General features: G+C 55.8%; 20 protein-coding genes and 1 pseudogene. 15 read left to right on the top strand and 6 right to left on the bottom strand.

Annotated features, from left to right (window positions below):
• Positions 1-101: 101 nt before the first annotated feature.
• The 12 genes and pseudogenes from CIC07_RS21305 to CIC07_RS21255 all read left to right on the top strand — a co-directional run bounded on the left by CIC07_RS21305 (position 102) and on the right by CIC07_RS21255 (position 15,192).
• Positions 102-671, top strand: coding sequence for an SF0329 family protein (locus CIC07_RS21305; protein WP_076359229.1), 570 nt, complete (start codon positions 102-104; stop codon positions 669-671).
• 396 nt (positions 672-1,067) lie between these two features.
• Entirely contained in the window at positions 1,068-1,580 is a 513-nt protein-coding gene (locus CIC07_RS21300; protein WP_234993075.1) for an AraC family transcriptional regulator, read from the top strand.
• A gap of 7 nt (positions 1,581-1,587) precedes the next feature.
• Complete coding sequence (locus CIC07_RS25535; RefSeq protein WP_234993087.1) at positions 1,588-1,740, top strand: helix-turn-helix domain-containing protein; 153 nt, start codon at positions 1,588-1,590, stop codon at positions 1,738-1,740.
• Between the two features lie 343 nt (positions 1,741-2,083).
• Positions 2,084-2,518 carry an ASCH domain-containing protein gene (locus tag CIC07_RS21295; RefSeq protein WP_076359230.1) on the top strand — a complete coding sequence of 145 codons (435 nt, stop codon included), beginning with the start codon at positions 2,084-2,086 and terminating at the stop codon, positions 2,516-2,518.
• Between the two features lie 106 nt (positions 2,519-2,624).
• Positions 2,625-3,323: pseudogene (locus CIC07_RS21290) on the top strand (oxidoreductase).
• 24 nt (positions 3,324-3,347) lie between these two features.
• A complete protein-coding gene (locus CIC07_RS21285) occupies positions 3,348-3,710 on the top strand; it encodes an SDR family oxidoreductase (protein ID WP_234993076.1) in 363 nt (120 codons plus the stop codon).
• Positions 3,711-4,330: 620 nt separating this feature from the next.
• Positions 4,331-4,756: a hypothetical protein gene (locus CIC07_RS21280; protein WP_139334460.1), complete on the top strand. Its 426-nt coding sequence runs from the start codon at positions 4,331-4,333 to the stop codon at positions 4,754-4,756.
• A 441-nt stretch (positions 4,757-5,197) separates the two neighbouring features.
• On the top strand, positions 5,198-5,614 hold the full coding sequence (locus tag CIC07_RS21275; RefSeq protein ID WP_076359324.1) for an Rrf2 family transcriptional regulator: 417 nt from the start codon (positions 5,198-5,200) through the stop codon (positions 5,612-5,614).
• A 100-nt stretch (positions 5,615-5,714) separates the two neighbouring features.
• On the top strand, positions 5,715-6,587 hold the full coding sequence (locus tag CIC07_RS21270) for an SDR family oxidoreductase (protein WP_076359232.1): 873 nt from the start codon (positions 5,715-5,717) through the stop codon (positions 6,585-6,587).
• Positions 6,588-7,273: 686 nt separating this feature from the next.
• Positions 7,274-10,390: a hybrid sensor histidine kinase/response regulator gene (locus CIC07_RS21265; RefSeq protein WP_076359233.1), complete on the top strand. Its 3,117-nt coding sequence runs from the start codon at positions 7,274-7,276 to the stop codon at positions 10,388-10,390.
• The gene (locus CIC07_RS21260; RefSeq protein ID WP_076359234.1) at positions 10,362-11,474 is read left to right on the top strand and encodes a response regulator; all 1,113 of its coding nucleotides are present in this window, start codon (positions 10,362-10,364) and stop codon (positions 11,472-11,474) included. Before CIC07_RS21265 ends, CIC07_RS21260 begins: the two co-directional genes overlap by 29 nt.
• 151 nt (positions 11,475-11,625) lie before the next feature.
• Complete coding sequence (locus tag CIC07_RS21255) at positions 11,626-15,192, top strand: S-layer homology domain-containing protein (RefSeq protein WP_076359235.1); 3,567 nt, start codon at positions 11,626-11,628, stop codon at positions 15,190-15,192.
• Positions 15,193-15,256: 64 nt separating this feature from the next.
• Here CIC07_RS21255 and CIC07_RS21250 read toward each other — a convergent pair whose 3' ends face one another.
• Positions 15,257-16,354, bottom strand: a complete 1,098-nt coding sequence (locus tag CIC07_RS21250) for a PdaC/SigV domain-containing protein (protein WP_159442454.1) — start codon at positions 16,352-16,354, stop codon at positions 15,257-15,259.
• Positions 16,355-16,490: 136 nt separating this feature from the next.
• Here CIC07_RS21250 and CIC07_RS21245 point away from each other — a divergent pair, with 136 nt between their 5' ends.
• Entirely contained in the window at positions 16,491-16,838 is a 348-nt protein-coding gene (locus CIC07_RS21245; RefSeq protein WP_076359237.1) for a hypothetical protein, read from the top strand.
• 267 nt (positions 16,839-17,105) lie between these two features.
• On the opposite strand, the gene CIC07_RS21240 is transcribed toward CIC07_RS21245, so the two are convergent.
• Positions 17,106-18,746: an esterase/lipase family protein gene (locus tag CIC07_RS21240; protein ID WP_234993077.1), complete on the bottom strand. Its 1,641-nt coding sequence runs from the start codon at positions 18,744-18,746 to the stop codon at positions 17,106-17,108.
• Positions 18,747-18,876: 130 nt separating this feature from the next.
• Positions 18,877-19,497 (bottom strand): TetR/AcrR family transcriptional regulator, encoded by a 621-nt coding sequence (locus CIC07_RS21235; protein ID WP_076359238.1) that lies wholly within the window; start codon positions 19,495-19,497, stop codon positions 18,877-18,879.
• 250 nt (positions 19,498-19,747) lie between these two features.
• Here CIC07_RS21235 and CIC07_RS21230 point away from each other — a divergent pair, with 250 nt between their 5' ends.
• Positions 19,748-20,623, top strand: coding sequence for a GNAT family N-acetyltransferase (locus CIC07_RS21230; protein WP_076359239.1), 876 nt, complete (start codon positions 19,748-19,750; stop codon positions 20,621-20,623).
• A 169-nt stretch (positions 20,624-20,792) separates the two neighbouring features.
• Positions 20,793-21,689 (top strand): SDR family oxidoreductase, encoded by an 897-nt coding sequence (locus CIC07_RS21225; RefSeq protein ID WP_076359240.1) that lies wholly within the window; start codon positions 20,793-20,795, stop codon positions 21,687-21,689.
• Between the two features lie 65 nt (positions 21,690-21,754).
• Here the strand turns inward: CIC07_RS21225 and CIC07_RS21220 are convergent, their stop codons facing one another.
• The 3 genes from CIC07_RS21220 to CIC07_RS21210 form a co-directional block, all read right to left on the bottom strand.
• Positions 21,755-22,747, bottom strand: coding sequence for an LLM class flavin-dependent oxidoreductase (locus tag CIC07_RS21220; RefSeq protein WP_076359241.1), 993 nt, complete (start codon positions 22,745-22,747; stop codon positions 21,755-21,757).
• 44 nt (positions 22,748-22,791) lie between these two features.
• Positions 22,792-23,265 (bottom strand): RrF2 family transcriptional regulator, encoded by a 474-nt coding sequence (locus tag CIC07_RS21215; protein WP_076359242.1) that lies wholly within the window; start codon positions 23,263-23,265, stop codon positions 22,792-22,794.
• A gap of 293 nt (positions 23,266-23,558) precedes the next feature.
• Entirely contained in the window at positions 23,559-24,476 is a 918-nt protein-coding gene (locus CIC07_RS21210; protein WP_076359243.1) for a helix-turn-helix transcriptional regulator, read from the bottom strand.
• Between the last annotated feature and the right edge of the window lie 129 nt (positions 24,477-24,605).

Below are 24,605 nucleotides of genomic sequence, written 5' to 3'. Positions count from 1 at the left end.
AATTAGAAAAAAACTTGAAGATGTTGAGGATCGGATGAATGGAGACGGGGCAAACCCAGAGACAACTATCCGTTCCTCTTTTTTTATATGGAGGGGATTACATGTCCTGGAGCAAATTGAAGCAGCAACTGGAGAGCTTTCTCTGTCCTGCGTTAGAAGGAAGGGTAGAATACCGCGCACCGGGTTACCGTTATTTACCTGATAAAACAGGTACTTGTTATATCTCTGTAGATAAAAAGAACGTACTCAATATGATGGATAAAACCAGCTTCATCAAATGGTATCAGACGGAGCTGGAAATCAAGAATGATCCACATATTCAAATTCCTATCAGCAATGACGATATTGAAGCGGTTAGAAAAGCTGCCAAGGGGACCGTGCCGGAAGATCGTCTAAAAATAATTGCCAGAAGCAAAATAAGTTCAGAATATGCAAAAGAGCTTTTGTCAGCGCAGGCTTCATTAAGTAAATCGAATTTTATCGTTGTGGCTACTAAGTTTTTATCTACTTCTATAGAGGAAAGCTTAGAGAGCAATGAGATCTTATTGAATATCCTAGCCTTGGTGGACAGAAGGTTTGGAAAAAAGCGGATCTTAACCATGTCCGAGAAGATGAAGTTAAAGCATCCGAGTGTGCAGTATTTCTATGAACTAAGGCGTAACACATTGTGAAGTTAAGTTTTGTTCTCACTGTCTACTCCACACATGTGGAGTCGGTCATATTGAGGGTTCGAACATGAGATGCGACAGTTTCGATTGTCTCCGGCTATCGCGGTGCATTTCGCACAATGACGGCCGGTTGGAGGAACAGTATGCCGTACCGAGAGAGGAATCTGCTAGAGATAAACGATGCGAGCAATTGATAGGCGATCCCGAGAATGTCGTAAAATGAAGGGGTGTCCCATTAGTCATGATAATGACGATGGGACCCCCTTTTTTATACGGGCTATTTATTGACTTTTTTCACATGGGAACTAAAGTAAATGTCCGCCAGACTTTACGGTTCAAGGAACATAGATTCTTTCCATCGGGGAGCGCAGCACTGACCTGAAAGGGCCAACATATTACGTGTTGCCGGTGCATGTTCCTGCAAAAGCGAGTGTACATACAGACCGTGAGGGCCGTCCTTACATGTCCCTTGGCCTTAAGTTGAATCAGAATGTTCTTCAGAGTTTATTGAGAGATCTTCCTGAAAATCAATTACCGACTGCTTCAGAGCATTTCGCAGCTTGTGAAATGGACATTGAATTTATGGAGGCATGGCTGCGCTTATTGCGTTTATCGAAAACATCAAGAGACATTCCTGGTCTTGCACCAGCTTATAAGCGCGAAATTCTATATCGCTTTCTAATGGGACCACAAGGATGGTATCTGAGGCAATTTGGTCTACGGGAAAGTAATCTATCTAAGATTCCCCATTGTATAAAATGGTTTCGCAATAATTTTATGAAGCCAATAGACATTGGCGAGATGGCATCAAAATCTGGCATGGCTATAAATACCTTTCACCGTCAGTTTAAAAGGGCAACGGGTTTAAGTCCTATTCAATTTCAAAAGCAATTAAGGCTTTTGAAAGGCTAGAAGCCTCATTGCATTTGAGGGCTATCCAGTAGCAAGTGCCGCATATCAAGTTGGCTATCAAAGTCCCTCGCAGTTTAATCGAGAATACTCTCGCTTCTTCGGCTCATCTCCAGCTCGAGACACTGAGAATCTAAGACGAATTGAAAGCACAAGGGATTAGATAGCGGGCTAAGGCGCATCGGCGATCAAGCCCTTTCTAAAATATGGAAGGGCTTTTATCCCGTTCATCCCGTTCAACAAGTGGATGACGAATCTTATGCCAGCATAATGAGCAGCGTAGGTGTACCTGAACCGCTCGTTCCGATTCGGGTTGAAATTCGGAGTGCGAGGGTCTGCGTCAAATCGTAAACGAAATTTAGGCTTAATGGAGCGTATGAAACAGATGTTGATCCCGAAGGTCTAATGCGACCGGAGGGATTGCGTCATTTAATGCGGGGTAAGGAAAGTTTGGAGATTGTTTGGGGAATAGTACTTCATTATGAACCGTAATGGAGCGTAGAGGAATGAAAGTATTATCCATGATTCAACCGTGGGTGGCTCTGCTTGTCCAAGGCGAGACACTCTATGAAACAAGATCCTGGAAGACCCGGTATCGCGGACCGTTGGCCATTCATGCAAGCCGGAAAGTCGATAAGCAGGCCTGCAAATATGAACCCATCCGTTCTTTACTCGCCAAGAATGGCTATACGGAACAAAACCTCCCTACGGGGGTTATCCTTGCAACCTGCGAGCTTACGAATTGTTATCAAGTCATCGACGCTGATGATACGTCAGCCATTCTGGATTCCGGGAAGGTCGTGACGGGGGATGACTTCCTGTTGGGCGATTACAGTCCAGGTTATTTTGCGTGGGAAATAGCGGGTTTCCGCCTGCTGAAGCCCTATATTCCAGCGAAGGGAAAACTGGGACTATGGGAATATCCGATAGGAGAAGAGTGAATGATAGGATCGATAAAAATGAACCATTAACGGAGGTTCTGACTGGACCAATCACTTATTTTTTCCTTATGAAATTAAAGGGCTGCAATTGAAAAACCGGGTAGTCATGGCGCCCATGTGCCAATAGTCCGTAACCGCCAGGGATTGGCAAACCCAACGAATGGCATTACGTTCACTACCTTAGCCGCGCAATTGGCGGTGCAGCCTTGATCATCATGGTAATGACGGACGTTGAGCCGGATGTGAATAACCGACTTTGATTTAGGGATTTGGTCCGATGACCATATTCCGGCATTTGCCCGATTTATGGATGGGGTTCATGCTCACGGGGCCAAGATTGGGATTCAAATTGCTCATGCTGGCCGGAAAGCGGAAGATGCTGAAGAGCCAGCGGCCCCTTCCGCCATACGCACGGATATTTAATTCAACCGTTTCAATCCTCTTATACCAACAAACGCCAAGATGCGTATGGACAAGACCTGACCAAATTTGGGATAGAGGTCATTCAGGCGGCCAAAAAGGAAATGCCTGCAAATATGCCGTTATTTTTCCGAATCACTGCCGTAGAGTACGCGGATGGGGGTTATGGCGCAAAATACGGGAGGCTCTTGGGGTGCCCGTCGTAGCTATAGGCATGCTTGAGGACCCGGCACTTGCTCAATCCGTCGTCTGCAGAGAAGAAGAGGATTTAGTGGCGATCGCCCGTGGCATGCTTCGAGATCCATACTGGACTATCCATGCTGCTAAATCGCTTAGAAGTGAATATACCCCCATTCCAAAGCAATATGAGCGGGCTTATTGTTAAAGGGAAAATAGGGAGGATATCGAAATGTCATTGAAAGAGAAGCGAGTCATCGTTGTAGGAGGCACATCGGGCATTGGATTATCGACTGCCAAGGCATTTCTGGATGAAGGGGCGAAGGTAGTTATCGCCAGCCGTTCCGCTGCCAAGCTCTCGAAAGCCAAACAAACGCTTGGCGGGAATGTGGAAGCTTACGAGCTGGATTTTCGGAGTGAAGAGAAAGCCGCGGAATTTTTCGAAAAGGCTGGCAAGTTTGATCACTTGGTGCTCACCGCTGGCGAAGGCGCGATGGGCGAGTTCCGCGAATTGCCGGTTGAACAGGCGAAACTGCCTTCGACAGCAAGTTCTGGGGCCAGTATATCACCGTTAAAGCGGCTATCCCCTATTTGAACCAGGAAGGTTCCATCTCCTTGACTTCCGGCGTTTACGGCAAACGGCCTCCGAAGGGGGCATCCACGCTGGCTGCGATCAACTCGGCGTTGGAGGGGTTAATGCGGGGATTGACGTCTTATCTGGCTATATAAAATCAAATCCAATTGTAAGTTTCTTCACTGGGGAAGTCCTTAGTGCATTAAATAATGGATTTAAAGGACAAGGTGATGCAACTGGATACGAAAGACTAGTATTCAAATATGGACAGGTGTATCATAATGGTAGTTGGAGAAATTACTTTGAAACGTATCAGCTAGAAGCGTACTGGAAACATGAGCAAATTAGTTATAATGCAGAAAATTCATTGAAGAATGCTACAACAGCTTATTTCCTTCCAGCAACTTCTGGTCAAAGTTATTGGCCATTTATGTGGAAGCGTACAGGTAGTTTCTCGAATAATAATGAGATAGCTGAAATTGCTCTTTATCAATACGGTCATGACCCAGCCCGTTCAGTACCAGTTCGTGATTATTATAAATATGAAGGCGGCCTTGCGAATTGGGCCACACAAGGAACGTTTCCTTACTAAAAAATACAAGGACCCCTCAGGGGTCCTTGTATCTATTAGGAGAGATTCTGTGAAGAAATTTAAAAAATACATATTTACACTTATTTTAGCCGCTCTACTAACATTAGGGATTTCCTATTACTCTATATCATGCAAAGCACCTGAGCTTTTAATTAAAGAGACCATTGAACAATCTTTAAAAGGAAACTTTAATAGTCTCTCTGTCAATGAGGGAAATAAGCAAATATTACACGATTTTTTTACTAACGATAATTCAATACCAAACAGCGAATTAAATTATTCCATTGACATAGTAACTAATCAAAAAGTGAAAAAAGAGTTTATTGTTTATATGGAAAGAATTAACTACAATGGTGATAATCAAATAAATAATGTAGTTAATGGCACCTTGTACTTTCGGCTTGAAAAATCATCAGTTATTAAATATATCATAACAGATGTTCAAATACTTAAAGCACTTCAAATAGTTGCTTAACTGCCTCTTGTGCTCATGCTGAAAGAGTCTGTTAAAAACCTTGTGTAAACTCCAAAACTATGATGTTGCCAAATCAGTACGTCGCCAGCCCTGTTGCCAACACACGAGTCCGAGAAGATCTATATAGCTAGAATAACATGTGTAGTTCTCCTCACCTTGTCGCCCCGAAAATATTCAGATACTTCACCGCCACCCCCGGAGGTTTCACTCCCATGACTCAACGGGTCATTGCCCTCTCATGTTTTCATTACGCCTGTCCAAGGGGTGGAGGCCCGTCTTGCTCATTTTCCTGCCGACTCCTGTCATACAAGGTGATGAAATCCTGCGAATGAGTGAGTGAACGTAAATAAACCCTTAAAACCGAGGGACGGGCAGTTTTAGGCACGGATATTGACTTCACTTTAGGTAGTAACTATAATGGTTACAACGGTGGTGATGCACTTGAAACAGATAAGTACTCGCTTTTCTATTGCTGTTCACATCCTTTCCCTGATTGCGGTCAGTCCAAACGAATGTACGGGGGACTTCATTGCGGGCAGCGTAAATACAAATCCCGTTATCATCCGGAGAATTATGGGGATGTTGAAAAAAATGGGGTTAGTGGAAGTACGGCCTGGGGTTGGAGGTGCTTCTCTACTCAAAACACCTGAGGAAATTACGCTGCTCGATGTTTATCGGGCTGTAAATGTGATTGAAGACAACCAATTATTCCGTGTTCACGCAGATCCGAATGAGCGATGTCCAGTCGGGGCGAACATTGAGTTGGTTCTCCAATCCGAGTTGAATGAGGCTCAATCCGCTATGGAACACAGGTTGGCACAAACGACTTTGAGCCAACTCACACCAAGGTTCAAATAAATGAGAGCTCTTTAAGAGAGCTTTTATTTTATAGACTTGTTGTAACCTGTATTGTTATAACTATGATAATTACAATAAAACATAATTGGAGGAATAGAAGATGAAAATGTTGGTCACAGGTGCGACAGGGAAATTGGGAACTATAGTTGTAGAGACGCTATTGAAATCTGTACCAGCGAGTGATCTGGCTGTCAGTGTCCGCAATCCAGAGAAAGCGGAAGGATTGCGAACTCGTGGAGTAGAAGTCAGCCTAGGAGATTTTGACCGTCCAGAAACATTGGATTCTGCTTTTGCAGGCATCGATCGTTTATTGATTATTTCTGCGGATGGAGACAACGAAACAAGAATTCGGCAGCACACAAATGCTGTTGCTGCTGCAGAGCGTGCTGGAGTTAAATTCATTGCATATACAAGTGCAACGAATGCAAATGAAAGCAAGTTATTCCTTGCTGAAGTACACCGTGTCACAGAACAAGCCATCGTCAAAACGGGCATTCCTTACTCCTTCTTGCGCAACAACTGGTACTTGGAGAATGAAATTGCAAGCATTCAAGGCGTGACAGCAGGAGCTCCTTGGGTGACCTCTGCTGGAACTGGCAAAGTGGGTTGGGCACTGCGGCAAGATTACGCGGCGGCGGCTGCAGCCGTATTGGCGGGGAACGGACACGACAATACAACTTATGAACTATCGGGAAAACTGATGACTCAAGAAGAACTGGCGTCTGCCCTTGGAACGGTATTAGGCAAGGAAGTGCCTGTCCAACAGGTCGATGACGCCGCTTATGCCGACATCATGAAGGGCGCAGGTGTACCCGACTTCGTTATCCCTATTCTCGTAGGTATCCAGCAAGGCATTCGAGAAGGCGCACTGGAGATCGAAAGCAATGATTTCGAAAAGCTGCTCGGTCGTCCAGTTACGCCAATTAGGGAGGCACTGACTCAAGTAGTTGACGAAATCTCTCAAACAAAATAATTGAACTGTGTCGAAAACCGACCTTTCCTAATGTGAGGTCGGTTTTTTTGATTTAAAGGTTCCAATAGAGGGACTGAGTTGAAAATCATCGCCCTATCATTAGGAGATTTTTTTCTTTATCTAAGAAACGATATGCGGCGACCATGCGGAATATTTAAGCACCAACACAACACATCGGAGTGTCGCTCGCTGTTGGTACGAAAAGACTAGGCTGAGGTGGAATGGCGAAAATACCAAAGAGGGGAAATTAATCCCCTCTTTTCTTTACCCTATGAACTATCATTCCGTCACCCCAAGCATGAACATGGTGTTATCTCAAGGAAACGGCTTTTATGAAACACCAACACTTCTTTTAGCTAACTTCTTGAAAGCGTCAGGCTTGACGACTTCTTACATTATCGTGGGGTTATTCGTTAACAGATGCGCCTCGTCCAAGATCCACGAGTAAAGTGGCCTTGAGTCGGGACCTGGCTCAGCGCCCCTCTTTCACGATCTTGCCGGCAGGTCTATTTTTTTTCGTATCTTAAAACTGGAATTCAGGATAGAAATAACAATTGAGATATAATAGTGATGTATGTACAGGATAATAAGTTGTTATCCGGAGCCATTAGTCAGGCTGCATCTATTGAAATCATCGTTCAAATCGGTTTGAATCTTCTTCTAGCAACAGGAAGGAACACATTTCCATGAAGAAACAATTGCTCGTGCTGATCGGCATGGTCCTGATCTTTGCCGCCGCCACCTCTGCGCTCATCTACAACTGGCTTCATCCCGTGGAGGACTACCCTGAAGCGCGAGGGGGGATTCTTGACGCCAGGGATTGGAATTTCGCGCAGCAAGGAATCATCCCGCTGAGGGGCGAATGGGAGTTCTATAAGGATGAACTGCTGACTCCCCAGGATTTTGCCGTCCATGGAGAGGAGCTGCAAAGCCGGCGGAGCCTGCTGGGCGTCCCCGGCAACTGGAAGGGAAGCGTCTCGGCCAACGGCTTCGGCGCGGGCACGTACCGGCTGCTGGTGGAGGTGGGCGATGCCGGTTTTTACAGCCTGAGGGCGAAGAAAATCCGCATGTCCAGCCGCATCTATATGGCAGGCGACGATCTTGGAGGCAGCGGACGGCCGGACATCGCTCCGGGAGACTTTGTTCCCAGCAACCTGCCGTTCTTCGGGACGGTCAAGGCCGAGAGCCGGAACATCGAAATCATCGTGCAGGTGGCAAGCTACCGCTATCTCCAAGGCGGACTCGTGCAGCCGCCGGAGTTCGGGCTCAGCGATGAGGTGCTGAACCGGCGAGACAATTCCCGCATGGCCGACATGATTCTCGTCGCCACCCTGCTCGTCTTCGGCATTTATTTCGCAGGCATGTTCAGGCAATGGGGCCGAGAGCCGTACCTGATCTTCTTCAGCCTGTTCTGCCTGTCCCTAGGCCTGTTCTTCAGCATCGACAACGAGATTGTGCTGGCCTCCCTGCTGCCGTCGATCTCTTTTCTGCCGCTGCAGAAGCTGCTCTTCATCCTGCCGGCGATGTCGATTCTATTTTTCATCTATTACGTCCGGCTTTATCTGGAGGACAAGCCCGGCAAGCGGATGAAGGCGTTCCTGTGGGTCAGCTATCTGTTTCTGGCCGTCCTGCTGGCGATTCCGAATGAGTTTCTGGTTCCGATCATGTGGCCGGGCATTGCGATGCAGCTTCTGGCTTTCGGCTTTATTTTCACGTCGATATTCCGCAATCGGCATCATGGGGTGAGGATTTACTCCATTCTGCTCGGGGCGTTCTTTCTCATTATCAGCTGGGTGTTCGCCCAGACGCGCTATCAGCTGGCTCTGGACAGTCCGTATTATATGATCGTCACGCTGCTGCTCGTCGTATTGTCGCAGTCTTTTCTCATGACGGACCGGATGCGTGAGGCCTATCTGCAGAGCGAACGGCTCGCTCGGCAGCTGCTTGTCTACGATCGGCAGAAGGATGAGTTCCTGGCCAAAACGTCGCATGAGCTCCGGACGCCTCTGCACGGCATCGTCAACCTGTCGCAATCGCTGCTCGACAACACCGACGCCCCGCTCGACTTCAAGCACCGCGACAACATCCGGCTGCTGAATCTGATCGGACGGCGGCTGGCCGGACTGGTCAACGATATTCTCGACATGAACCGGATCCGCTACGGGGAGCTTCGGGTGCAGCTCAGGCCCGTCGATCTGTACATCTCGACCGGCTTCGTCATGGAGACGCTGTCGATTGCTCCGGTCAATCCCGAGATTCAGCTCGTCAACGAATTGCCGCCGGGGCTGCCCCTGGTTCTGGCCGACGAGAACCGGCTCCGGCAAATCCTGCACAATCTGCTGGAAAACGGGCTCAACTATACGGATCACGGAACGGTATCCATATCGGCCGAGCGGCAAGGAGAGATGCTCGCCGTCACGGTCAGCGATACCGGCAGAGGCATTCCGCCGGAGATGCTGGACCGGCTGTTCCAGCCCTTTTTCCAGTACGACGAGGAAGGCGCCCGCTCGCGCAACGGCATCGGGCTAGGGCTCGGCATCGCCAGGCAGCTTGTCGAGCTGCAAGGCGGCGTCATGTCTCTGGAATCCGAGGTCGGCCGCGGCTCGCGGTTCATGTTCACGCTGCCTGTTGCCGGGAGCGCGGAACTGGAGGCGGCGGCTTCTGCGGGAGACGCTAATACGCAGTTTGCCGGCACTCAATATGGTGGTGTGGAATATGGCGGTGTCGACAATACGGACTACCATCATCATTCCATCCATGACTCCGGCCCCCGGAAGGAAGGCGACGGGGAGGAGGCGTTCCACATTCTGATCGTCGACGACGAGCCTTCCAATCTGAAGGTGGCAATGGACGCGATCTCCTCCATGAAGCATTCCTTCACGGCGGTGAGGGGAGGCCGGGAGGCGCTCGAGGCGCTGCGGAGCCGCAAGCCGGATCTCGTGCTGCTGGACTTGATGATGCCCGGCGTGTCCGGCCTGGACATCTGCCGGGAGATCCGGTCGCTGCAAGGTCTGGCCGAGCTCCCGGTGCTCATGCTTACTGCGTCGGGGCAGGCGGGAGACATCCTCGCCGCGTTTGCCGCCGGAGCCAACGATATTTTGCAGAAGCCGTTCGAGCTTGCGGAGCTGAAGGCCCGCGTCCAGTCGCTGCTGGCAATGAAAAGCTCCTCGGAGCAGGCGGTGCGCCGGGAGATGGATTTCCTGCAGACGCAGATTACGCCGCATTTCCTGTACAACACTTTGAATGCGCTGGTCGGACTCAGCTATAAGGATGTGGACAAGCTGCGGGAGACGATCCAGCATCTGACCACCTATCTTCGCGCCAAGTTCACCTTCGTCCTTCAGGGAGAGGCGGTTCCGCTGGAGCGGGAATTGGAGCTGGTGCGGGCCTACCTGGCGATCGAGCAGCTGCGCTTCGGCCGGCGCCTCCAGGTCCGGTATTCGATTGACGAAGGCGTTCAGTGCCTTCTGCCGCCGCTGACGCTGCAGCCGATCGTGGAAAATGCCGTCCGGCATGGCATCGGGCCGAAGCCCGAGGGGGGGACGGTGGATATCCTTGTCCGCAAGGTCGGGGATATCGTGGAGATTGTCGTCGAGGATGACGGCGTCGGCATGGACAAGGATATGCTGGCTCGTCTGGAGGAAGGGCGCGGCGGGGGCATCGGCATCGGCAATGTCAATCGCCGGCTGCAAATGAGATACGGGCGGAGGCTGGAGATGGCCAGCCATCCGGGATCCGGAACCCGAATGACGATTTTTTTGACGGAGGGGCGACATGCGCAGAGCGATTCTGATCGACGATGAAGAAATGGCGCTCGATGTGCTGGAGATCAAGCTGAACGAGGTCGGCGGAGTGGCGGTCGTCGGCAAATTTCAACTCGTCGGCGAAGCGCTTCGTCTGTGCGAGTCGCTGCGTCCCGAGCTCATTTTCCTGGATATCGAGATGCCGGGCATGAACGGACTGGAGGCTGCCGGGGAGCTCCGCGCCCGATGTCCGGATGCCGAAGTGATCTTTGTGACGGCCCATCACCACTATGCGGTGGATGCTTTCGGCACGGAAGCGATCGGCTATCTGCTCAAGCCGGTCGCCAAGGACAAGCTGCTCCAGGCGCTGTCCCGCTACGAGAGCCAGCGAGCCCGGCTTCGGAGGCGCGGCAGCGCAGCGGAGAGGGCCGGCAGCGGCGCGCCGGAGGAGGACAAGCAAGCAAGCGGGCCGAGCAGCCTTGAACGTTCGCGGGCCGACAAGCAGGCGCTGTCGCTGAAGGTGCTGGGAAGCATGGAGCTGTACAGCCCGGACGGCCGCCTGCTCACCTGGCGCACCCGCAAGACCAAGGAGCTGTTCGCCTATCTCTGGCATCATCGGGGACAGCCCGTCTACAAATACGCCATTCTGGAGCATTTATGGCCGGAAGATCCGGCAGAGCGGGCGCAGAAGCTGCTGCATACGTCGCTCTATTACTTGCGGAGCCTGTTGAAGTCGGAGGGCTGCGGGGAGATTGTCCGGTACGGCGACGAACGGTATTGGATCGACCCGGCGGCCATCCGCAGCGATCTGGAGGAGCTGCTGGACGGTTTGAAGGCAGGCTTTGGCGGAGAAGGCGGACAGCATGCGCTGGCGCTGTATCGAGGCGATTATCTGGAAACGGATCATTATCAATGGGCGGACGCTTATCGGCTTGAGCTGCGCTCCGCCTTCACTGCCGGTCTTCTGGAGTGCCTCCACAGAGCGGGCAAGGAGTTCCGTGCGATGCTTCTGAGCAAGCTCGTCGAGCTTGGCCATGGGGAGTACGACGATCTGCTGGCGGACGCCTATGATGGCGGCGGCGACCGGAGCGGCGCGCCCCAAGCGCTGGCCATCAAAGAAAGAAATAGGCTGGAAGAAGGCTAGCGAGGAAAAAGCCGACACTGCGAAGAAAAAGGCTGTCGAATATTCATTTCGATAGCCTTTTTTGTCGTTTTTTGGAAGAGATGTTGTGAAAATGTTGAGAATGGGTCTGCTACAGTAGGCAAAACGCATTCTAGCATAAGGTGGGAGACAGATGAAAAAATGGGGATCTCTGCTGCTTGTCCTCTCGATCCTGTTCACATCCGTGCCGACGGCATTCGCAGCCGTCCGGACGGGCTGGGATCTGAGATCTCCGCGCGGCATCGCGACGGACAGCGCAGGAAAATTATATGTGGCGGATGCGGGCAACCATCGCATTCAGATTTACAACCGCGATGAGAGCCTGTACATGACGCTGGGAGTGAAAGGCGTCCTCGGCTCGGACAACGATCATTTCAATACGCCGAAAGCAGTAGCCGTCGATCAGGCGACAGGGGATATCTATGTCCTGGATTATTCCAATGCCCGCATCCAGGTGTTCGGGAGCCAGGGGGCCTATATCCGGTCCATCGCCCTTCCCAGCGGGAATCCCGTGCCGGAGGCGATAGCGCTTGACGGCAGAGGCCATATATTCGTCACGGACCAGAATTATCTGGTCTATCGCTTCAATACGAATGGCACCGGCTATAAGCTCATCGCCAATTCGCCGCAGCTCGCGGACAGGCCGATGGGAATCGCAGCGGATTCCAAGGGGAATTTGTTCATTTCGCAATATTGGACCAGCACCGTGGTCGTGTATGCCTACAACAGCGCTGCGGACACGTATGCCCCTCAGAAGACGATCGGGGAAAAGAACGTAAGCGGCGCCGACAACGCTCATTTCAAGCAACCCTGGGGAGTGTCCATCGACGGCAGCGACCGCTTGTACGTCTCCGACGGCGGCAACAAGCGCGTGCAGGTGTACAACAGCAACGGCAGCTACGCGATGACGCTCGCCGATTCGGTCTTGGTGGAGCCTTCCCAGGCGACCGCGGACAAGGACGGCAACATTTACGTCGTCGACGGCAACAGGTCGCAGCTTCTCTTGTTCAATGCGCAGGGGAATTTCGTGAAAATTCTCGGCCAGAATGTAGCTCCGACCTTCGAGGGAAGCCAAGCAGCACTGACGGTAGCCCAGAATGCTTCCCCTGCCGATATCAAACCTCTGCTGCGCGTCGGCGACAGCGATACGGGGCAGACTCTGACCTGGGCGCTGACGGCAGCGCCTTCGCATGGTACGGTGAGCTTCGGGCAGACAACGGCCGCAAGCGGAGGCGCGGGGCTTGCGCCGACCGGCGCGATGACGTATCAGCCGGCCGAAGATTATTTCGGCCCGGACAGCTTTACGGTGACGGTAAGCGATGGAGCAGGCGGCACGGCCGTCCGCACGATCGCCGTAACCGTGAAGAAGCAGGCGTCGGCTCCGACAGCGGATCTGGCCAGCGGCACTGTCGTGCCGGACAACAGCTATGTTGTCCTGAGCACGGCAACGGCTGGCGCGACAATCTATTACACGCTCGACGGAACGGCGCCGACAACGGGCAGCCCTGCCGGCACAAGAGTGGGCATCAGCGGCGCTCCCGGAGATACGGTGACGGTCAAGGCGACGGCTGCGGGACCGAACCTTGTCTCCAGCGATACGGCCACCTTCACGTACACCATCGAAACGCCGGCTCCGACGGAGCTGACGGCGAGCGCGGGCGACGGACAAGCTGTGCTGGCCTGGAATGCCGCGCGGGGAGCGGTGGCATACAGCATCTATCAAAGGACGGAAGCGGGCAGCTACGGGCCGCTTCCGGTCGCGACTGTCGAGGGCACCTCTTACACTGCAGCTGGCCTGGACAACGGAACGGCCTATTATTTCAAAATCATGGCTGTCCTTGCGAATGGGGACGGCGGTTATTCCAATGAAGCCGGCGCGACGCCGATGTCCGGCAATACAGACCTGACGGACCTTACGCTGTCTGCCGGCGAGCTGAGCCCGTCCTTCTCGACCGGAACGACGCATTACACGGTCAGCGTAGGCAGCGAGGCGGACAGCCTGACGATCTCGCCGAGCGTGGCGGATACGGTATACGGAACCGTAACGGTCAGCGTGTATGACAGCGCGGGCTTGCTGATCGACGGTCCGCATATCCTGCTCGGCGGCTCGGGATCGCCGGCATTGCCTCTGGCTGTAGGGAACACCAGGATCGAACTGTTGGTGAGCGCGCAGGACGGCAGCACGATGACCTATACGCTGACGGTTTCCAGGGCGGCGCCGGCAACACCGACGCCGGCACCGTCAGAAGAGCCGACAGAGCCGCCGACCGAAAAGCCGACTGAAAAACCGACCGAAAAGCCGACTGAAAAACCGACAGACCAGCCAACACCGACACCAACGCCAACACCGGCACCGACTCCATCCCCGGACTCGGATGGAGATCAGAGCGGCAAGGCTTCCGCCCAGCCTTCTCCGACACCTGCCGCTTCGCCCGGCTTGAGCGTGACGGTAAACGGGCAGCCGAAGGATCAGCTTGTGGCTGTATCGACTGAAATCGTGAACGGCCAGACGATGCTGAACGCGACAATGGATTCGGCGAAATTGCTGGCTCAGCTTGCAGCCTCAGGGAGCGAGCCTCGAATTGTCATTCCGGCCGCAGGCGAGAAGGTCGATGGAGTATCCGTCGTTCTGGCCGGCGACCTCGTCAAGGCGATGGGCGACCGCAAGGCCGTGCTTGAAGTGCAGTCGCCGGGCGGCAGCTACACGCTGCCGGCGGGACTTCTGGATATGGAACGCCTGTCGGCTCAGCTTGGCGCCGCGGACCGGCTGTCAGAGGTGACGGTTCGCATCCATGTCGTCAAGGGCGATGCGGCGCTGGCCGCGCGCGCGGAACATGCAGGCGCCAACAATGGCTTCAGCGTGGCCGCGGCACCTGTGGAGTTCACGGCGACGGCATCCTACAACGGAAAAAGCATCGCTGTCGACCGCTTCAGCTCCTATGTGAAGCGTGAAATCCCGCTGCCTGCGGAAGCGGATCCGGCTCGAATAACGACCGCGATCGTTCTGGACAAAGACGGAACGGTCCGGCATGTGCCGACCTTCATCCAGAAGCGGGAGGGAAGCTACTATGCCATCGTCAACAGCTTGACGAACAGCGCCTACGCGCTCATCTATCATCCGGTCGCTTTTGCCGATGTTGCGGGCCACTGGTCCGAATCGGCTGTGAACGACCTGGCCTCCCGAATGGTCGTCAACGGCGTCGACGCCGCGCATTACAAGCCTGATGCGCCTGTCACCCGCGCCGAAATCGCCGCTATCATCGTGCGGGCGCTCGGCCTTGCTCCAAGCTCCGACGCCTCCGCGTTCGCCGATGTCCGCTCCAGCGACTGGTTCGCAGGCTCGGTAGCTGCGGCGCAGGAATACAGCCTTGTCAAAGGCGCAGGAGATGGGACCTTCGCTCCGAACCGAAGCGTGACCCGCGAGGAAGCTTTGACCATGCTGGCTAGAGCGATGACGCTGGCCGGTCTTGACGTCAAGGGCGGCACGAACGGCGGCGATGTCCTGGCGCCGTTCGCCGACGGCGGGAAGGTCAGCGCATGGGCGCAGGAATCGGTGATCGCCGTCCTGGAGCTCGGCCTGGCGCAAGGCTCCGGCAAGGAGCTGGAGCCGAAGCGGCCGATCACCAGAGCGGAGACGGCGGCCCTCGTGCAGCGGCTGCTCGTGAAAGCCCAATTGATCGACACGACTCATTTAAAATAAGGCGGGAAAGGCCCCGGGCGGTTGCCCGGGGCCTTTCATTCGGTTTTCGTCCAGCTGGAGCAGCTTATTTGAAGACCGAATAAGGAATGACGAACTCCGGCATGCCTTCCGCATAGGAGGTGTACTCGTACTGGGTGAAGTAAATGACGATTCCGTTGCGGTTGAGGAAATAGTCGCGGTCGGCCTCGATGGTCTGGAACGGTACCATCAAGTCCATATGGCGGCTTTTGATCTGCTCCTTGATTTCCTTGTTGATCGCGGAGACATAGTTCTCCTTGCCGCCGGCAGCTTCTTTCAAGGAAAGCACGTCGCCCGTCGCGAGATCGAAGGTGTAAGGCTCGCGGACCGTCATGCCATGCGCCCCCCCGGTATAGACATAATAGTCCACGTAGAGGCTCAATTTCCCCTTTTCGTTATAGGAGACCGTGTATCGGCCATCCAGGCTCGGCGTGCGGACTTCGGCTTTCGGGTTGCCGGCCAGAATCTTCTTGTTCTCTTTGGCTTGAGGGTCCATCTCCTTGGAGCCTTCCGCCACGTTCCGGTCCGCTTCTTTCTTCAAGAAGGCATTGATCTTGTCTTGCACGGCCGTGTCGCTGTAACCCGACAGAACGGGATAGTACACATGGATCGACTTGCCGCCCTCCTCCGAGGCGATGGCTTCCGTGCCGATCTTCAGCTTGTTTTCCTGAACGGCATGAATGCCGATCCTTTTGCTGGCTTGCTCATAGGAAACGGCATAGCCCATCTGCTCCAGCAGGACGCGGAGCGGCAGATACGTCGTGTTGTCCTGTACGACCGCTTCCGATCCGTTGTATATAGGCTGCCCGTTGAGCTTGAAGCTGCTGTCCTTGAGGCCGATCTGCAGGACACGGTCTCTTCCCGTGATCTTCACCGTATCGGTTGCCTTCTCGTACGTCGTGCTGAGGCCGAGGCTGGCGTTCAGGCTGCGCAGCGCGATGTAGGTCGTGCTGTCTTTATTGATCGTAGCGATGCTCGTTTCTTTTCCTTCAATGCTGAACGGCGTCGCGGCGGTTTTGAGAACGGGGCCGGCCTTCGCCGCGGCTGCTTGCTCGGCAGGCAAGGAGAGCGCCATCGGCGCCGTCAGAAGAGCGGCAGTCAGCGTGGCCGCGAGCAGATTTCTTTTCCGGTTCTTTTTATTCATATTCAACATTCCTTTCTCTTGCTGGTCAACTGCTTATCTGGTTGATTACCCTCCATTAACGAGAGCTATTCGGTAAATGTTGCAAGTCCTAAAAAACCCCCCCCGGCATAAACATGCTGATGAGGAGGGTGAGGATATGGACAAGATGGCGCAGCGTTTTTACCAGTTGAAGCAGAAGCAGAAAGAGATCGAGCAGGAGCTTTCCGAGCTCCGCAGCGAAATCATCCGGCATTGCCGGGAGCTGGAGGCGTCCGAGCTGGAAGCGGGGAGCTACAGGATCAAGCTGGTTTCACAGGAGCGCAAGGAATATGACGATAAGAAGCTGCAAGAGGCTTTGCCCGACCCCGAGCTGTGGCGGCTGCTCTCCAAAGCCGATTCGGCCAAGATCGCGAGCCTGGTCAAGCTGAACGTCGTAACGGAAGAGAGCCTGAAGGACACTTATTCGGTTAAGAAAGTGACGCTGCTGCAAGTGGACAGGAAATAGGAAATAGGAAACCGAAAACAGGAAACAGGAAACAGGAAACAGGGAGCAACCGGCCCTTGATGCTCAAAAAACCGAGGCGAACGGACGCATTCGCGCGCGTTTGTTTTTGTTTTCTTTGATCCATGGAATTAATCCAATGGGGAGAAAGGGAGCGGCAGCAGCGGTTGCTGCCCTCCGAAATCGAGGCTTGATGTCTCAAGAAAAAGAAAAAGAAAAAGAAAAGAAAAGACAGGCGGACTAATTCCCGCCTGTCTTTTGTTCGTTGGGTTAGTTGACGATGCCTTGGTCATCCGTCACCGCGAAGTTGTAGTTCACCGACCGGACGAGCTTCTCGCCTTGGTCGTTCACGCCCTCCACGTCGAAGGAGATGTTGTAGATGCCGGGCTCGGCCGGCGCCGTCAGCGGCATGTTCAGGCTGCCCTCGACAGCCAGGTCAGGCAGCTCGCGGGTCGGGGAGAAGGATGCCGGGCGCCCGGGGACCGATTTGGTCAGCTTGGGACGCTTGACGCTGCCTTTGATCGGCTTGCCGAAGTCGACGGAGAGCTGGAACGCTTCGCCCTTGCGGACCACTTTTCGGCTCGCCTTCAGCTTCGCGGAGGCTGAGCCCTCGATCTTCGCCATCGCGAAGAAGGCATCGTTCTTGCCGTCCAGCTTCAGGCTCCATGGTCCCGCCTCGGGCTGCATGACCTGGAATACGCGGCGGACCGCCTTGCCGAAGATGCCGTCGGGATCGCTGTCCGCCGGAGCGGCCGCGGAAGGGTAGACTTGGCCCGATGGGGAAACGAGAGACAGCGCCGTGTCCTCCCGGCTCGTCATCACTTCCAGGGCGACGCTGCCGATTCCGCTCTCGAGTGGGAACGAGACGGCCGATGAGCCATCCACGGGGCCGCCGCGAAGGATCAGGCTGGCATCCTGCTCTCCTGCATTTGCAGCAAGAGACGGCGAACCGAGTGTTGCTTGCAGCTGCCCGGAAGAAGCTGCTTCCGGCGCTGTCTGCGGCTGTCCGCTCGGCATCGCGGCTCCGGATGGGGCAAGAGCGGCCGTGGCCAGCTTCAGCTTCGGCTGCACGAGGCTCCACGTCTGGGAAGCTCGCGCCATGGCGCTGTGCGAGATGTTTTTCGTAAAGCTCTGGATGCCGTAGGGAAGGCCCATGGCGGAATACACGGATACTGCCCCGTCATCCTCACCCGGAAGCACCGCATGGGCGAACCAGTAGCTGGTGAAGATGCCGTCGTCGCCCTCGCCCCCGGACATATAGGTCTTGGTCGCGTTCACTTCCGGCTTGACGTCGGTCTGGGCGCGGAAGTTCGCCATATAGGACGTTTGCAGCGAGTAGACGGCGTCATCCTGCTGTCCCATGATCGCGCCGAGCCAGGAGGTCCAAGTGCTGTAGGCCATATCCGCCAGCTCCGAGCCCCGGTTGGGCGTCGAGAGCTGATGGACCACATTCACGTAAGGAGAGGCCCCGTAATAGACCAGCGCCGCCTGCGTGTCGATGCCGCCTTTGGAGTGGGCGATAATGTTGAGCTTGGGCACGTTGTAATAGGCAGCGACCTTGCGGATCAGGGAGGCGAGAATCGGACCGTTCTTCCACATGTCTCCGCCCGGGCCGTCGGCGTCGGGAAGCTGCACGAACGCCGTCCGGTACCCGGCATTATAGGCGGCGTCATAGTAGCTGTCGGTCCCGATCCAGCGCTCGTACGTGGAATGAAGCCCCTGGACGAACAGCAGGACGGGCTTGTCGGACGAGGCTTGAGACGGCACCGCGCCGGTGTACCAGTTGCCGGATTGGCCGGCGGCATTTTCTTTGTGCAGCAGCGGGGCCGGAGCGGCATGGATCGCTTGGGGAAAAGCCAAGGCTGCCCCCATGACAAGCGCAAGCGCGGCTTTCAATCGTTTTGTTCTCAACGTAAATCTCTCTCCCTTCGGCAAATGGAATCGTTTTCCATCTCCAAATTAAATGAGAAAGATTTACGGAGTATTCGAATGAAATGAAGGTTCTACGAAGACAGCCGGTCCACGGACCGCTGCCGCAGCGTCAACGCAGCGGCTCCTTCCGGAGATGCCTCAGCAGCATCTCCTCCATCCGATCCAATATCCGCTTGTATTCCTCTTCATCGCCGCCCAGCATGAAGTTGACGGCCAAGCCGTCTCGGACGGACCAGAATATATACGACGCCGCGGTTTCATCGAGATCGGAGCGGAATTCCCCGCTTGCCTTGCCTTCGGCCAGCAGCCGGCCGACAAGGCCGAGTCCCTTGTCCCGGTAGTTGCTGTGCATGCCGATCAGCTCGGGATTGCGGGAGATATAGACCATGAACTCGAGATGGAAGGCCAGCCATTTCCGCAGGTCGGTCAGCGGCTGGTTCCGGAAGCGGGCGAACAGGCTCTTTATTTTAGCCGTGGCGCCGTTCAGCTGGCTGAACGGGCCGTGCACGATCTCTGCCATTTCATCCATGCGGCTGTGGGCCAGATCGATATACATTTCTTCCTTGCTGGAGAAATATCCGTACAGGGCGCCCTTGCTCATGCCCGAGCGGCGGACGATATCGTCCACGGATGTCGCCTGAAACCCCTTTTCGACAAAACAGTCCAGGGCCGCTTCCAAAATGGAAGCCCGTTTTTCTTTTCGGTACTGCTCGGTAACCTTTGGTGCCATCGTCGATCTCCTTTTGCCTGATGTCTGCTTCCCCTCGGATAAAGCTCCTATGCCATGGGACGATGAAGGATCTATCCGCTAGGCAAATCATAGCATAGATAGGCTCCCAAGCAGGCGGAACGCGAGGAGAAGATGATTCTGGAAAGATTATAATTGCCGCCCATAAGATTTTTCTTTTATAATAAAGACTGACTAGTCGGTTTAATTGAGACGGTTCTTATTCTACCATTCATTGCGGAGGGATCAAGCCTTGATCACATTCAAACGTTTGAGCGAGTGCACGCTGGAGGAAGCCGTCAAAGTATGGAATGAAGGCTTTGCCGGGTATTTCGTTCCCATTGCCATGTCCGTCGAATCGTTTGTGAACCGGCTTGTGCTGGAGGAGCTTTCGCCGGCGCTTTCCTTCGTCGCCAGCCGCGACAACCGCGCTGTCGGCATCGTCCTGAACGGAATCCGAGAGGTGCAAGGCCGCAAGGTCGCCTGGAACGGGGGGACGGGTGTCGCTCAGGAGGAGAGGGGAACCGGAATCGGAAAGGCGATGATCGAGCACGCGCTTGAGCTTTATCGGGAGCAGGGCGTGCATATCGCGACGCTGGAGGCGATCCGCGAGAATGGAAGGGCGATTGCCCTGTACAAGAGCAAGGGCTATGAGGTTGCGGACGACATGGTCTACCTGGCCTGCGACTCGCAGCTGCCCGGTCTTGCTGCGGACGGCGATGGCGGCTGGACAGTGGCGCATGGAGCCGCGCCGGACTTGAAGCCCTACGAGAGGCTGCTTCCATGGCAGCTCCAATGGCCCGGCTGCCGGCGCGACGGACAGTCCATGCTTGTGCATGAGGAGGGCAAGCCGGTCGCATTCGCTCTATATCGGCGGAGCTTCGATCCGGCCGGCGCGGACATCGGCGTTGCGATCAGCCAGCTGCGGGTGCTGGACGACAGAGAGGACCGCGAAGCTCTGCTTCGTTTCATGCTGGCCCGCATCGCCGAGCCCGGGCGGAGCCCGTACAAGCGGACGGTGCCGATGCTCCGTTCCGATGGCGCGCTGCTTCGGCTGCTGACGGAGCTCGGGTTCAAGCCGTCCAATCTGGAGCAAGTGTTCATGCTGCAGGAACTGCGCAGGGAATAGCTGGATCGGATAGGATCAGGAGCCGTGAACATAGCCGCCTCCATTCGGAGTCATTCCGGATGGAGGCTGATTTTATTTGGCCGCGAAAGAGGGGAGAATGAAGGTGGACCCTTTGAACGGCTTCAAAGTGGGTATATACAGTAGACAAGAATCTGAAGGAGGATTAACCATGAGCGATCAATACAAAATGCAGGATCCGACTGCCCAGTACCAGAAGGCGGGTCCGGAGTTTCAACAGAAGCAGAACCCGCCGGGCCTGGAAAAGGAAATGACGCCGAAGCCGGATGCAGGGGAGAAGACGTATCGCGGCACCGGCCGCCTCACCGGCCGCAAAGCGGTCGTCACCGGCGCCGACAGCGGCATCGGCCGCGCCGTTGCCATCGCCTTCGCCCGGGAAGGGGCGGATGTCGTGCTCTCCTATCTGCCGGAGGAGGAGCCGGACGCCAAGGAAGTCGTGCAGCTCATCGAGGAGGCGGGCCGCAAGGCCGTCGCCATGCCCGGGGACGTGAAGGACGAGTCGTACTGCGAGTCGCTCATCGCTGCCGCGGTGGAGCAGCTTGGAGGCATCGACCTTCTTGCCAATGTGGCGGGCATGCAGCAATTCGTGGAGGATATCGCGGATCTCACGACGGAGCAGTTCGACGCCACGTTCAAGACGAACGTCTACTCGCTCTTCTGGCTGTGCAAGGCGGCGGTCAAGCATATGCCCCCGGGCAGCGCGATCATCAACACGAGCTCCATTCAGGCGTACAAGCCCTCGCCTATCCTGCTCGACTACGCCACGACCAAGAGCGCGAACAATACGTTCACCAAGGCGCTTGCCCAGCAGGTCGCTCCCAAAGGCATCCGCGTGAACGCCGTCGCCCCGGGTCCGGTATGGACTCCGCTGCAGATCAGCGGCGGCCAGCCTCAGTCCAAGCTGGCGAAGTTCGGCGAGAACACGCCGCTCGGCCGTCCCGGTCAGCCGGCGGAGATGGCTCCGGCCTATGTGTTCCTGGCGAGCCCGGAATCAAGCTACGTCATCGGCGAGACGCTGAATGCCAATGGCGGAGAGCCGACTCCTTAAGCCGCGCTGCAACGGAATTTCAACAAGCCGACTCCCTGGCGGAGCCGGCTTGTTTTTATTGCGGTCTAGAGAAGAGCCTTCGCCAGGAGCCGGTATCCGTTCAGACGCGATTCGAACCCGTGAGGGGTGCTGTTGATCATGACCTCGTCGAAGCCGTACAGCTCGCGTTCCCGGTACAACCGCTCGGCAATCTGCGGCCCCGTCCCAACGAAGTGGATGTTGCGGTTCTCGGCGATCTGCATGCGGTCCATCTCGGTGAGCGGATAGTCGCGGGCTTCCTCCGGCGACATGATCGGCTGCAGCATGCCTTTGGCCAGGAACAGCCGCATCAGGTCGACCGGCTTGGCGAGAAACTCCGCTTCCTCCTCCGTCTCTGCGGCTGTGGCGGCGTAGGTGACGCTGACGACGGGCTCCGGCATGAAGGCGGTGGGCTCGAAGTTCAAGCGGTAGGCGTCGAGGATTTCCTTGGACAGCTGGCCGTTGAAAAACTGGGCGAACGAGTAGCCGACTCCCAGCCGGCCGGCCCGTACGGCGCTGTTGCCGCTGGAGCCGAGCAGCCAGGCTTGTGGCAGGGCGGCGCCGGCAGGCGAGGCGACGACGTTTTTGTACAGCGGATCGGCCGGCGCCCCGCCGGCGATGAGCTGCAGCGAGGCGGCGAGCTTGTCGTACAGGTCGCTCGGCAAGTAAGGCCGCCCTTCGGCCAGCGCTTGGGTGGCGAAATGGTCTCCTCCGGGAGCTCGGCCGACGCCGAAGTCGATCCGGCCGGGCGACAGGGCGCTCAGCGTGTTGAACACCTCCGCGAGCTTGAGCGGGGAGTAATGCATCATCATGACGCCGCCGGTTCCGAGGCGCAGCCGTTTCGTTTTGGCGGCGAGATGGGCGATGATGACTTCGGGAGCCGCGCTCGCGAAATGGCGGGTATTGTGATGCTCCGCCATCCACATCCGGTGGTAGCCGAGCTCGTCGGCGAGAACGGCGATCTTCTCGGCGTTCAGGAGGGCGTCCGGGGCCGCATGGCCCTTGGTGACCGGAGCCTGGTCCAGCAGGCTGATTTTCATGGCGCTTCAACATCCTCTCTTCCAGCTTTTAATGAAAAGGCCCGCTACAGCACGAGTTTTTGCTTCACCCAAGTGTCCAGGCTGCCCACTTCGGTCTCCGAGCACATATGCGCGTACAGGGACGCGATCGTCTCGCGCTGCAGCACGGATTTCCAGGACTGCTCGGCCTCCAGCATGAGCTCCGACAGCAGGCAGCCGGAAGCCGGCTCCGGCCGGTCCAGCACATCGTGCAGGATGCCGCAGGAGGAGTATAGAGACTGCTGCCCCTCGACGGCGAGGTAAACATCGTAGACGGTGATGTCCTGCGGCTGCCGCTTGAGCCGGAAGCCGCCCTTCACTCCCGCTGTCGAGGCGATGAGATCGGCGCTGACGAGCTTGCGCAGCAGCTTCTGGAAATAGGTCGGGGAAGCCCCGATGCGGGCGCTGATGGCTTCGCCGGGCAGGACGGCTTTGTCCGGCAGCATGCCGAGCAGCAGCACGGCATAGACCGCCTGCTCCACGCCGGTTTTCATTTGCATCCCGATGAGTCCTCCTTTCTCGATCTCCGGCATGAGGAGAATGATTGAACTGTATATAACGTGGATACTTGTTATCCTTATTTAAAACACTATACCCAACTTGGCGCAGGAAGTAAAACTGTCCAGCGCCATGAGGCTGCTTGAGCAGCAGAAAAAGGGCTTTCCCGCGAGGGACAGTCCTACGCAGAAGGCCTTGCCTGACTGTCCGCAGAAGGCCTTGCCTGACTGCCCGCAGAAGGCCTTGCTTGACTGCCCGCAGAAGGCCCTGCTTGACTGCCCGCAGAAAGCCCTGCCTAGCTCCCCGCTCCTTCCCGCTCCTGCTTCCGGTACTGGCTCGGCGTCAGGCCGGTCCAGCGGCGGAACTGGCGGGAGAAATGATGGACCGAACGGAAGCCGAGCTGCTCGGATACGGTGTAGACGTTGAGATTGGAGATGGCGAGCAGCTCCTTGGCTTTGCTCCATTTGCGCCGGGTCAAGTATTGGCGGGGGGAGAGGCCGTAGACATGGACGAAGATCCGGCACAGCTGGCTGCGGCTGATTCCCATCTCCGCCGCGATCGCCGACACGGACGGGCTCTCCGACCAGTCGGCCGTCAGCCGCTTCTCCGCGGCATGGGCGATGTCGAGCTCATAGGCGGATGCCGTCAGGCCGTGATGGCCTGACGGCTGCGGAATCTCTTCCAGCAGGCGAATGACCTCGCCCAAGATCGCCAGGATCGCGGACTGGAAGGCAAGCTGCTGATGCAGTCCGAGCGGGATGGCGTGGCTGCGGGGGGCATCGGCCGGGCAGGCTGGATCGCTATCGCTGATCAGCTGCTTCCCGAGCAGGCTCTCCAGTCCGGCCACGCAGCCGGGAAGTCCGCTGCCGGCGGCAAGCCGTCCCGGAATGAGCCGGAACGGAGCGGCTCCCAGCCTGCCGCGCACCTCCAGATCGTCGAGGTCGAAGTGGAAGTTGAAGAAGGCGAGCGGACCCGGGCCGGCATTGGTCAGAGTATGGCTGACGCCGGGACGCAGCAGGAACCAGTCGCCTGGAGCGAGCGGAACGGAGCTGCCCTGCATTTCCTGCACCGCGAAGCCGTCCATGCAGCAGAACAGCTCATAGAGATGATGATGATGCTTGTCATAGGACCACCCGGCCGGCTTGAGGCCGAAATGGCAGCCATAAAGCTGCAAGGTATCGGAGCGGTTCTGGAAGGCAAACAAGCGGTCCATGCTGCATAGGCTCCTCTCGGGGATGGACGTACGGTCGTGCATCTACAACCAGTATACGGGTCTCTTGCGACAAATGGTTAAGAAATTGCGGACATTGTGCATTGTTGAAGCCGCTCCTCTCCCGATACG

Source organism: Paenibacillus sp. RUD330 (assembly GCF_002243345.2).
Classification (GTDB): Bacteria; Bacillota; Bacilli; order Paenibacillales; family Paenibacillaceae; genus Paenibacillus_O.
This window is presented reverse-complemented; position numbering and strand designations above follow the sequence as displayed.

Coding starts and splice junctions, on each gene's coding strand:
- CIC07_RS21250 (WP_159442454.1), bottom strand. CDS start 16,354: ATGAATAAAAAGAACCGGAAAAGAAATCTGCTCGCGGCCACGCTGACT.
- CIC07_RS21235 (WP_076359238.1), bottom strand. CDS start 19,497: ATGGCACCAAAGGTTACCGAGCAGTACCGAAAAGAAAAACGGGCTTCC.
- CIC07_RS21305 (WP_076359229.1), top strand. CDS start 102: ATGTCCTGGAGCAAATTGAAGCAGCAACTGGAGAGCTTTCTCTGTCCT.
- CIC07_RS21215 (WP_076359242.1), bottom strand. CDS start 23,265: ATGCAAATGAAAACCGGCGTGGAGCAGGCGGTCTATGCCGTGCTGCTG.
- CIC07_RS21285 (WP_234993076.1), top strand. CDS start 3,348: ATGTCATTGAAAGAGAAGCGAGTCATCGTTGTAGGAGGCACATCGGGC.
- CIC07_RS21220 (WP_076359241.1), bottom strand. CDS start 22,747: ATGAAAATCAGCCTGCTGGACCAGGCTCCGGTCACCAAGGGCCATGCG.
- CIC07_RS21270 (WP_076359232.1), top strand. CDS start 5,715: ATGAAAATGTTGGTCACAGGTGCGACAGGGAAATTGGGAACTATAGTT.
- CIC07_RS21265 (WP_076359233.1), top strand. CDS start 7,274: ATGAAGAAACAATTGCTCGTGCTGATCGGCATGGTCCTGATCTTTGCC.
- CIC07_RS21210 (WP_076359243.1), bottom strand. CDS start 24,476: ATGGACCGCTTGTTTGCCTTCCAGAACCGCTCCGATACCTTGCAGCTT.
- CIC07_RS21255 (WP_076359235.1), top strand. CDS start 11,626: ATGAAAAAATGGGGATCTCTGCTGCTTGTCCTCTCGATCCTGTTCACA.
- CIC07_RS21225 (WP_076359240.1), top strand. CDS start 20,793: ATGAGCGATCAATACAAAATGCAGGATCCGACTGCCCAGTACCAGAAG.
- CIC07_RS21245 (WP_076359237.1), top strand. CDS start 16,491: ATGGACAAGATGGCGCAGCGTTTTTACCAGTTGAAGCAGAAGCAGAAA.
- CIC07_RS21295 (WP_076359230.1), top strand. CDS start 2,084: ATGAAAGTATTATCCATGATTCAACCGTGGGTGGCTCTGCTTGTCCAA.
- CIC07_RS21260 (WP_076359234.1), top strand. CDS start 10,362: ATGCGCAGAGCGATTCTGATCGACGATGAAGAAATGGCGCTCGATGTG.